7 protein-coding genes are annotated in these 9293 nt (G+C 65.5%); 1 reads left to right on the top strand and 6 read right to left on the bottom strand.

What is annotated here, in order from left to right:
- From SOM26_RS07545 to SOM26_RS07520, 6 genes are all read right to left on the bottom strand, one after another.
- Positions 1-230: electron transfer flavoprotein subunit beta/FixA family protein (locus SOM26_RS07545; protein WP_414712031.1), on the bottom strand; the 230-nt coding region annotated here is incomplete at its 3' end.
- Between the two features lie 14 nt (positions 231-244).
- On the bottom strand, positions 245-1558 hold the full coding sequence (locus SOM26_RS07540; RefSeq protein ID WP_320452104.1) for an OmpP1/FadL family transporter: 1314 nt from the start codon (positions 1556-1558) through the stop codon (positions 245-247).
- Between the two features lie 31 nt (positions 1559-1589).
- Positions 1590-1997: a DUF2147 domain-containing protein gene (locus tag SOM26_RS07535; protein WP_320452103.1), complete on the bottom strand. Its 408-nt coding sequence runs from the start codon at positions 1995-1997 to the stop codon at positions 1590-1592.
- 170 nt (positions 1998-2167) lie between these two features.
- A complete protein-coding gene (locus tag SOM26_RS07530) occupies positions 2168-3964 on the bottom strand; it encodes an acyl-CoA dehydrogenase C-terminal domain-containing protein (protein WP_320452102.1) in 1797 nt (598 codons plus the stop codon).
- An 18-nt stretch (positions 3965-3982) separates the two neighbouring features.
- Positions 3983-6310, bottom strand: coding sequence for a 3-hydroxyacyl-CoA dehydrogenase/enoyl-CoA hydratase family protein (locus SOM26_RS07525; protein WP_320452365.1), 2328 nt, complete (start codon positions 6308-6310; stop codon positions 3983-3985).
- Positions 6310-7446 carry a thiolase family protein gene (locus SOM26_RS07520; protein WP_320452101.1) on the bottom strand — a complete coding sequence of 379 codons (1137 nt, stop codon included), beginning with the start codon at positions 7444-7446 and terminating at the stop codon, positions 6310-6312. The genes SOM26_RS07525 and SOM26_RS07520 overlap by 1 nt, the downstream gene beginning before the upstream one ends.
- A gap of 131 nt (positions 7447-7577) precedes the next feature.
- Between SOM26_RS07520 and SOM26_RS07515 the strand changes: the two genes are divergently transcribed.
- Positions 7578-9293, top strand: coding sequence for a long-chain-fatty-acid--CoA ligase (locus SOM26_RS07515; RefSeq protein ID WP_414712029.1), 1716 nt, complete (start codon positions 7578-7580; stop codon positions 9291-9293).

Here is a 9293-nt window from a genome sequence, read left to right as displayed (position 1 = left end):
GCGAGTGCGGTGCGCAGCGTGTCCGCCGCCTTGGGCTCGCCGATCGAGACGACGACCACTTCCGTGGCCGCGCCCTTTTCCTTCAGCCGGATCGCCTCTTCCACCGCGATCTCGTCGAACGGGTTCATCGACATCTTCACGTTCGCCAGATCGACGCCCGTCCCGTCCGCCTTCACGCGCGGCTTTACGTTATAGTCCAACACCCGCTTCACGGGCACGACGATCTTCATGACAACTCTCTCAATCAGAAGCTGAAGCGGCCGCCGATCGACGCCACGAACGCACGGGCGTTCTGCACCTGGCCGTTGGTCAGGATCGGCGTCTGCACGGCCGTACCCGCATAGGCGGCGGTACGACGGTCGATGCTGGCATTGGCGAAATCGATATAGCTGCCCGCCGCATCCAGCGTGAAGCGCGGGGTCAGCTTGTACGATCCGCCGATCGAATAATTCCAGCGGTTCGCATCGGGCACGCGGGCGTCGCGATTGCCGTTCTGGGTCGGAGTGATACCGCGCTGCGCACCCGCACGGAGGGTCAGGCGATCATTGGCCGCATAGTCGAAACCACCCGCCAGCGAGAAGCTGTTCTTGTAATTCTCGGGGATCGCGGTGTTGATCGGCGCGCCGAGGCGGATCGCGTCGAAATCGGCCCAGGTGAAGCGCACCGCCTGCGCGTTCAGCGTCAGCTTGTCGGTGGCGCGGAAACGGCCGGCCACGATGATCTGCGCGGGCGTGTAGAATTCCGCCGTCGCGCCGTCGACCGTCCGGTTCTGCCCGGCGAGCGGGCCGAGCAGGCCGCCGACTTCCAGGCTGCCCTTCAGCTGATGCTTGATCCGCGACTTGTAGCTGATGCCGACCGTCGCCCAGTCATTGTGGAGCTGGACACCGGCGGTCCATCCCAGGTCCCAGCCATCGCCTTTCAACCGCTGGAACCCGTCGGGCAGCGCCGAGGACAGGTTGGGCAGTGCATTGCCCAGCTCGGCCTTGGTATATTCGACGTTCACCGCGCCGCCGACGCGCAGCCAGTCGAGCACCGCGATGCCGACCGATGGCTGGATGTCGATGGTGCGCAGCTCGGTCTTGAGCGCGCTGTAGCGGGCCCAGCTGTTCGCGTCATATTCGGTGGTGAAGCTGTAGGGCGAGGTCACGGCCAGGCCGACCGCGACCCGGTCGTTCAGCGGATAGGCGACCGCGCCCGACGGCACGACGCCGCGATTGATCGGATCGCTCGACACGCGGTTGCCCCCGACGGCGGAGAAGGTCGGCTGGCCCGGGCGACGGATCAGCGTGCCATTGTCGACGACATCGCCCTTGGGAATGATCGCCGAGGCGCCGATCACGGCCTCACCGCGCTCCATCCCCGCGATCGATGCCGGGTTCCACCAGAGCGAGGAGGCACCGGTATCGGCACCTTCACCCGAAAAGGCACGGCCCTGACCACGGGTCGACTGTTCCTGAAGATAGAAGGCCTGGCCATGCGCCGCGCCCGCAAAGGCGAAGGACGAGGACAGGATGGCGGTGGCCAGCAGCGGAGCCTTGAACGACTTGGTCATGAGCATACTCCCCGAGATTTTTATGATGGGCAAAGGATCAGCGGATACGGGTCCAGGTCTGCGTCTTGCACAGCGGTACGAAGACGCATCCGCGCACCTTCAGCGTGTCCGGCCCCTCGGGCGTCAGCTTGGCGCTATACGTCTTGCCGTCCTCGGCATTGTAGATGGTGCCGCCGCTCCAGGCCGCACCGTCGGCCGAGAAGCCCTGGAGGATCAGCAGGTTCTTGAGCGGGCGGTTGCGCAGCTTGGCATCGCGATTGTTCTGGTCAGTCAGCGCGGGGTTCGTGCGCAGCTTTTCCGAGCTTACGATGCGACCGCATACCGAAGGGCCGCACTTCGTGATCTCGACCACGCCGCCGCGCGTCTGGGTCTGCCAGCGGCCGATCACCGTGTCCGCATTCGCTCCGGCACCGGCAAGGGCGATCGTCATCAGGGTCAACAACATGCCTCTTCTCCTCTCCACGCCCGATCGTCCGGGCCGGAGCGCCGGTTTTTCCGGTCGCTCGCTAAAATCCGAATTGCCCTATACGTCCATCATATGACGCATAGGACAACACCACGTCCTGCGTACGATGCCGGTGACACGCAATCAAGCGCAACCGGCATCGGATCATTTCAAAATGCTTCCAGTTCCAACGCCATCGTCGAGCGCTTGCCCGACTTGATCGCCAGGAACGCCGCCGTCGCCTGCGGCAGGATACGGTCGAAGAAGAACCCTGCGGTAGCGAGCTTGGCCTTGTAGAAGCCCGCCTCGTCGGTGCCTTCGGCCAGACGCTCGGTCGCGATCCGCGCCGACTTCAGGAAGCAATGCCCCATGCCGACCAGGCCCAGCAGGCGCAGATAGTCGGTCGCGGCGGCACCCGCTTCCTCGGGATCCTTCATACCCTTTTGCGCGATCATGCCAGTGCTGAGCTGGAGCGCGCCGAACGCCTGCTGCATCCCCGCCGCCCAGCCTGTGATGGCCTTGTCTTCATGCTTTACCAGCGCCTCGACCTGCTCCGACACCGCATGGAAGAACGGACGCATGTAACGGCCCATATGCGCGGGCATCTTGCGGCCGACCAGATCAAGCGCCTGGACGCCGTTGGTGCCCTCGTAGATCTGGGCGATGCGGGCGTCGCGGACGAACTGCTCGATCCCGTGATCGCGGATATAGCCGTGGCCGCCATGCACCTGCACCGCCATGTTCGCCGCATCGAAGGCTAGGTCGGTGAACAGCGCCTTCACGACCGGGGTCAGCAGCGCGACGAAATCGGACGCGCGCGACTTGTCGGCCGGGTCTACGGCATGCGCCTCGGCATCCAGTCCGCGTGCGGCCCACTGGCCCAGCGCGCGGCACCCTTCGGCATAGGCGCGCATGGTCATCAGCATCCGGCGAACGTCCGGGTGGACGATGATCGGATCGGCGGGCAGGTCGGGACGCGCCGCGCCGCCCAGCGCACGACCCTGCAGGCGGTCCTTGGCATAGGCGACCGCCGACTGGTACGCGACCTCGTTGATGCCCAGGCCCTGGATGCCGACCGAGACACGCTCGGTGTTCATCATGGTGAACATCGCGGCCAGGCCCTTGTTCAGCTCGCCCACGACCCAGCCCTTGGAGTCGTTGAACTCCAGCTGGCAGGTGGCCGACGCCTTCAGGCCCATCTTGTGCTCGATCGCGGCGACGCTGACGCCATTGGCCGGGCCGACCGAGCCATCGTCCTTGGGCAGATATTTCGGCACCAGGAACAGGCTGATCCCCTTCACGCCCTTGGGCGCATCGGGGGTGCGCGCGAGGACAAGGTGGATCACATTGTCGGTCAGGTCATGGTCGCCGGCCGAGATGAAGATCTTGCCGCCGGTGAGGAGGTACGAACCATCGTCCTGCGGGTCGGCACGGGTACGCAGCAGGCCCAGATCGGTGCCGCAATGCGCCTCGGTCAGGCACATGGTGCCCGACCATTCGCCAGAGATCATTTTGGGCAAGTAGAAGCTCTTCAGATCCTCCGAGCCATGTCCGACCAGCGCGGTGGTCGCGCCGTGGGTCAGGCCGGGATAGAGGCTGAACGACAGGTTGGTCGCGCAGATCATCTCCTCGACCAGCTTGTTCACCGCCTCGGGCAGCCCCTGCCCGCCATATTCGACCGGCGAGGCGAGCGCGGCCCAGCCGCCTTCGCAGAACTGGCTATAGGCCTCCTTGAAGCCCGAAGGCGTGCGGACGACGCCGTTCTCCAGCTTGCACCCTTCGATATCACCGGTGGCGTTGAGCGGCAGCAGGACCTCCTGCGTAACGCGCGCCGCCTCTTCGAGGATGGCGTCGTACAGCTCGGGACCGAATTCGTCCTGACCCGCGACGGGGCCGAACTCGTCCTCCTTGAACAGTTCGTGGAGGACGAAACGCATGTCGCGTAGCGGCGCGTTATAGACTTGCATGGGATTATCCTCTCCCGATCAGTTGCGCAGCGGCTTGCCGGTTTCGAGCATATGCTCGACCCGCGCCTGGGTCCGCGCATCCTTGACGCTTTCCATGAAGGCGGCGCGTTCCAGCTTGAGCAGCTGGTCCTCGCTCACCTCGTCGATGATGTCGGCCTCGCCGCCGGTGACGATGTTCGCCAGACGGCCCGCGACCACCACGTCATAGGGCGTGGCGACGCCCTTCTTGGCGAAGTCGGCGACCGCGCCGTTGAAGGCGACCCGTCCGGCCGCACCCGGCAGGCGGAAGACCGGCTTTTCGGGGGCCTGATAGCCCTCGACCAGCGACAGCGCTTTCTGCTTGGCATCGGCCAGCAGACGGTCGCGGTTCATGGTGATGCCATCGTCCTTGCGGAGGTAGCCCAAGTCCTTGGCCAAAGCCGCCGAGCGCGACACCTGCGCGGTCGAGATGGTCTCGAACGCCTTCATGGCGGCGGGCATCGGTCCCTTGGGCATCTTCGGCGACTTGGCGAGACGGTCGATCAGCTCGCCATTGCCGCCCCAACCGGGGACCAGACCGACGCCGGTTTCGACCAGCCCGATATAGCTTTCCGCATGGGCCTGGATCGCATCGGCGTGGAGCAGAATCTCGCAACCGCCGCCCAGCGCCATGCCGGCCGGGGCCGCGACCACCGGGAAGGGCGCGTATTTCAGCGCCTTATACGCCTGCTGCCCCGCGACGACCAGCTTGTCGACCTCACCCCAGGCCGCGATGTTCACCGCGAACATGGCTAGGCCCAGATTGGCCCCGGCCGAAAAGTTGCTGCCCTCGTTGTAAACCACCAGCGCCTTGTACTGGCTCTTCACCAGCGCGATGGTCTTTTGCAGCAGCGACAGCACCTGTTCGTCCAGCGCGTTCATCTTGCCGGTGAACTCGAACGCGACGACGCCGTCACCCACGTCCCAGGCCACCGCCGAACCGTTCTTGAGCAGCGGTTCGGAGCGCAGCTTGATGTCCTCGAGCAGCACCACGCCCTCGGCGCGGACGACATCGACATAGTCGCCGCCCAACGTCAGATATTGCCGCTTGCCGTCGACCACGCGGTAGAAGGGACGGTCACCCGCCGTCTCCAGTAGCGCGGGCACCGGCTTGCCCTCGGCGCGCAGCCGCTCGGCCAGCTTGCCCGGACCCATGCGGTCGATCAGCTCGAAGGGGCCGAACTTCCAGTTATAGCCGAGCTTCATCGCGTCATCGATCGCGACCACGTCGTCCGCCGCCTCGCCGACCAGACCGGCGGCATAGGACAGCACCGGTCCCAGCACCGCCCAGGCATAGTCGCCGACCTTGCCCGGCGTCGCGACCAGCGCGGCCAGATCCTTTTCGGCGCGGCCGGGAAGACGCTCGGGCTTCTTTTCCGCGCGATACTCGCCGGTGGTCAGGTCGATCGCCTGCTTGGCCTTGGTGCCGTCGGGCTTGCGGTCGAGGCGATAGAAGCCGCCCTTGCCCTTGCGGCCCGTGAACCCCTCCGCAATCATCTTGTCGACCAGCGGCAAGGGGCGGATCGTGTCGAAATAGGCGTCACCCGCTGGCAGGGTCGAGGACAGTGACTTGGCGAGCAGCGGCATCAGGTCGATACCGACCAGATCGATCAGCCCGAAAATGCCGGTCTTGGGCACGCCCATCGGACGCCCGCCAATCTGGTCGGCCTCCTCGACGGTCAGCCCCTGGTCCATCGCCGCGTTGATCGCGACCGCCAGCCAATAGGTGCCGATGCGGTTGGCGATGAAGCCCGGCGTATCCTTGGCGCGGACGATCCGCTTGCCCATGCGGTGATCGACGAACTGCTCGACCTTGGCGGCGACACCGGCATCGGTGTGGTCGGAGGTCACGATCTCGATCAGCCGCATATAGCGCGGCGGATTGAAGAAATGGGTGATGAGGAAGTCGCGTTGGAACTGCTCCGACCGCCCCTCGACCAGATGGCCGAGCGGAATGGTCGAGGTGTTGGACGACACCGCAGTGCCGGGACGCTTCAATTTCTCCAGCTTGGCATAGAGCGACTGCTTGATATCCAGCCGCTCAACCACCGCCTCGACAATCCAGTCGCATTCGGCGACGCGCGCCAGATGATCCTCGATATTGCCCGTTTCCACCAGCTTGGCGGCGGCGGGCGACATGAAGGGCGCGGGCTCGGTCTTGAGCATCTTCGCCACGGCACCCTTAGCCACCGCATCGCGGTCGCCGCCATCCTTGGGCACGATGTCGAGCAGCAGGACGGGCACACCGGCATTGGCGACCTGTGCCGCGATGCCAGCGCCCATCACGCCTGCGCCGATGACGCAAACCTTGTTGATCGTGTCAGCCATCATGCACGCTCCAATACCGTCGCGATACCCTGCCCGCCGCCGATGCACTGGGTGGCGAGCGCGTAGTGGCCGCCGTCACGCGCCAGCAGGGCTGCCGCCTTGCCGACGATCCGCGCACCGGTCGCACCCAGCGGATGGCCGATAGCGATTGCGCCGCCGTCCTTGTTGATCGCGTCTTCCTTGAGCCCCAGGTCGCGGATGCAGGCGATCGCCTGGCTGGCAAAGGCTTCGTTGATCTCGACCACGTCGAGATCGCTCGACGCGATGCCCGCCCGCGACAACGCCTTCTTGGACGACGCGATCGGGCCGAGACCCATGGTTTCCGGCTCGCAACCCGAGATGGCGACCGACTTGATCCGGGCGAGGATGGTCAGGCCGTGCTTCTGCGCGAACTCCTCCGAAGTCACCAGCACGGCGGCGGCGCCATCGGTCAGCGGCGAGGCGGTGCCCGCCGTCACGGTGCCGTCCTTGTCGAAGGCGGGCTTCAGGCCGGACAGGACTTCCTCGGTCGTGTCGGGGCGGATCAGCCCGTCCTCGGTCACGTCGCCAGCCTTGGTATGGATCGGCACGATCTCATCGGCCAGGCGACCGGCCGAGCGCGCCTCAGCGGCCTTCTTCTGGCTGGCGACCGCGAACTTCTCCTGCTCGGCGCGGGTGATCTGGTACTTTTCCGCGACATTCTCGGCGGTCTGGCCCATGCCCATGTACGCGCCCGGCCGGGCGGCGGCGAGTTCAGGATTGGGCAGCGGGTTATAGCCGCCCATCGGCACCCGGCTCATCGACTCGATGCCTGCGCAGATGAACGCTTCGCCTGCGCCGATCTGGATCTGGCCCATGGCGATATGAATGGCCGACATCGACGATCCGCAGAAACGGTTCACCGTCATGCCGCCGACCGACAGGGGCAGGTCCGCCAGCAGGCCGATCAGCCGCGCCACGTTCATGCCCTGCTCGCCCTCCGGGAAGGCGCAGCCCAGGATGATGTCCTCGATCTGCGAGGCATCGACGCCGGTCCGCTCGATCAGGCCGCGAATCACCTGCGCGGTCAGATCGTCGGGACGAACCCGTGCGAGCGCGCCCTTGCCAGCCTGGGTGAAGGGAGAGCGGGCATAGCCTGCGATCACGATGTTGGTCATCCAATCCTCTCTTTATGGGCTTGCGGCCTAACGTTAAGGTGCGTTACCTACCCTATACGTCAACACAATAAGCAACTCGACCGCAATCGACAACCGGGTATGGTCGAAAAAAGATATAGGAGAGCGACGCGATGACGGCAGGAGCCATCGGGGAAACCACGACAGGCGGTGCACCGGGTCAGGCAATGGGACGCCCGCTGGTCTCCGAGCCGCGATTGCTGACCGACATGTTCGAGACCACGGTACGGCGGCACGGCGATCGCCCCGCGGTCGATTTCATGGGCCGAATCACGCGCTACGACGAACTGGGCGCGATGGTCGACCGGGCGGCGGCGGGCCTGCAGGCGCTGGGGGTAAAGCCGGGATGCCGCGTCGCGCTCTGCCTGCCCAACATCATCTATTATCCGGTGCTCTATTTCGCGACGCTCAAGGCCGGGGGCATCGTCGTCAACGTCAACCCGCTCTATGTCGAGCGCGAGCTGTGCCACCTGCTCGAGGATTCGGGCGCGGAGATCATCGCCACCTGCGACATTCCAGACATCTATGGCCGCGTGTCCCATGTCGCCGAGAAGCTGGGCCTGCGCCATGTCATTTCCTGCCCCGTCGCCGACGCGCTGCCGACCATCAAGCGGCTGGCCTACCGTCTGCTCAAGCACTCGATGATCGCCGCACCGGGCGCCGCACCCCGCCACCTGACGTTCCAGCAGATGATGAAGCGCGGGCACGGCCTGACCCCGGTCGCGGCCAAGCCCGACGACGTGGCGGTGCTGCAATATACCGGCGGCACCACCGGAAGCCCCAAGGCGGCGATGCTGTCGCACCGCAACCTGATCGCCAATGCCGACGCCATGGTCATCCATACCGGCGGCGAGGACATGATCGATGCGGAGCGCATCCTGGGCGTTCTGCCCCTCTTCCACGTCTTCGCGCTCACCACCGTGCTCAGCTTCGCGATCCGGGTGGGGGCCGAGATGATCCTGCTCCCCCGGTTCGAGCTGGACCAGGTGCTCAAGACCATCGCGTGCAGCAAGCCGACCTATTTCCCTGCCGTCCCCACCATCTACAATGCGATCGCGGGCGTGGCAGAGGCGCGCAAGGTCGACCTGTCGGCGATCAAGGCCTGCATCTCGGGCGGCGCGCCGCTGCCCGCCGAGGTCCGCATCGCGTTCGAGACCACGACCGGCGGCAAGCTGGTCGAGGGATACGGCCTGTCCGAGGCGTCGCCGATCATCACCTGCAACCCGCTGATCGGCGAGAACAAGGGCGGATCGGCGGGCATCCCCTTCCCCGGCACGACCATCGAGATCCGCGACCGCGAAAATCCCGACCGGCTGATGCCGCCGGGCGAGGTCGGCGAAATCTGCGCACGCGGCCCGCAGGTCATGTCCGGCTATTGGAAGAGGCCGACCGAGAGCGAGCAGGTCTTCATCCACGGGGCCCTGCGCACCGGCGATGTCGGCTATCTGGACGAGGACGGTTATCTGTTCATCGTCGACCGGATCAAGGACGTGATCCTGTGCGGCGGTTACAATGTCTATCCGCGCATGATCGAGGAGGCGCTGTACGAGCATCCGGCGGTCGCCGAGGCGGTCGTGATCGGCATTCCCGACGCCTATCGCGGCCAGTCGCCCAAGGCCTTTGTCAAGCTGGCCCCCGACCATCATGCGACGCCGGAGGAACTGCGTGTGTTCCTTCAGGACAAGGTCAGCAAGATCGAACTTCCCCGCGAGGTCGAAATCCGCGAAAGCCTGCCCAAGACCTTGATCGGCAAATTGTCGAAAAAGGAACTGGTCGAAGAAGAATTGGCAAAGGCGGCGGCCGCGGCGGTGCGGCCCGTAGGGGAATAG

The organism is Sphingomonas sp. CFBP8993 (assembly GCF_034044895.1).
Taxonomy (GTDB): domain Bacteria; phylum Pseudomonadota; class Alphaproteobacteria; order Sphingomonadales; family Sphingomonadaceae; genus Sphingomonas.
This window is presented reverse-complemented; position numbering and strand designations above follow the sequence as displayed.

Coding starts and splice junctions, on each gene's coding strand:
- SOM26_RS07540 (WP_320452104.1), bottom strand. CDS start 1,558: ATGCTCATGACCAAGTCGTTCAAGGCTCCGCTGCTGGCCACCGCCATC.
- SOM26_RS07535 (WP_320452103.1), bottom strand. CDS start 1,997: ATGTTGTTGACCCTGATGACGATCGCCCTTGCCGGTGCCGGAGCGAAT.
- SOM26_RS07530 (WP_320452102.1), bottom strand. CDS start 3,964: ATGCAAGTCTATAACGCGCCGCTACGCGACATGCGTTTCGTCCTCCAC.
- SOM26_RS07525 (WP_320452365.1), bottom strand. CDS start 6,310: ATGGCTGACACGATCAACAAGGTTTGCGTCATCGGCGCAGGCGTGATG.
- SOM26_RS07520 (WP_320452101.1), bottom strand. CDS start 7,446: ATGACCAACATCGTGATCGCAGGCTATGCCCGCTCTCCCTTCACCCAG.
- SOM26_RS07515 (WP_414712029.1), top strand. CDS start 7,578: ATGACGGCAGGAGCCATCGGGGAAACCACGACAGGCGGTGCACCGGGT.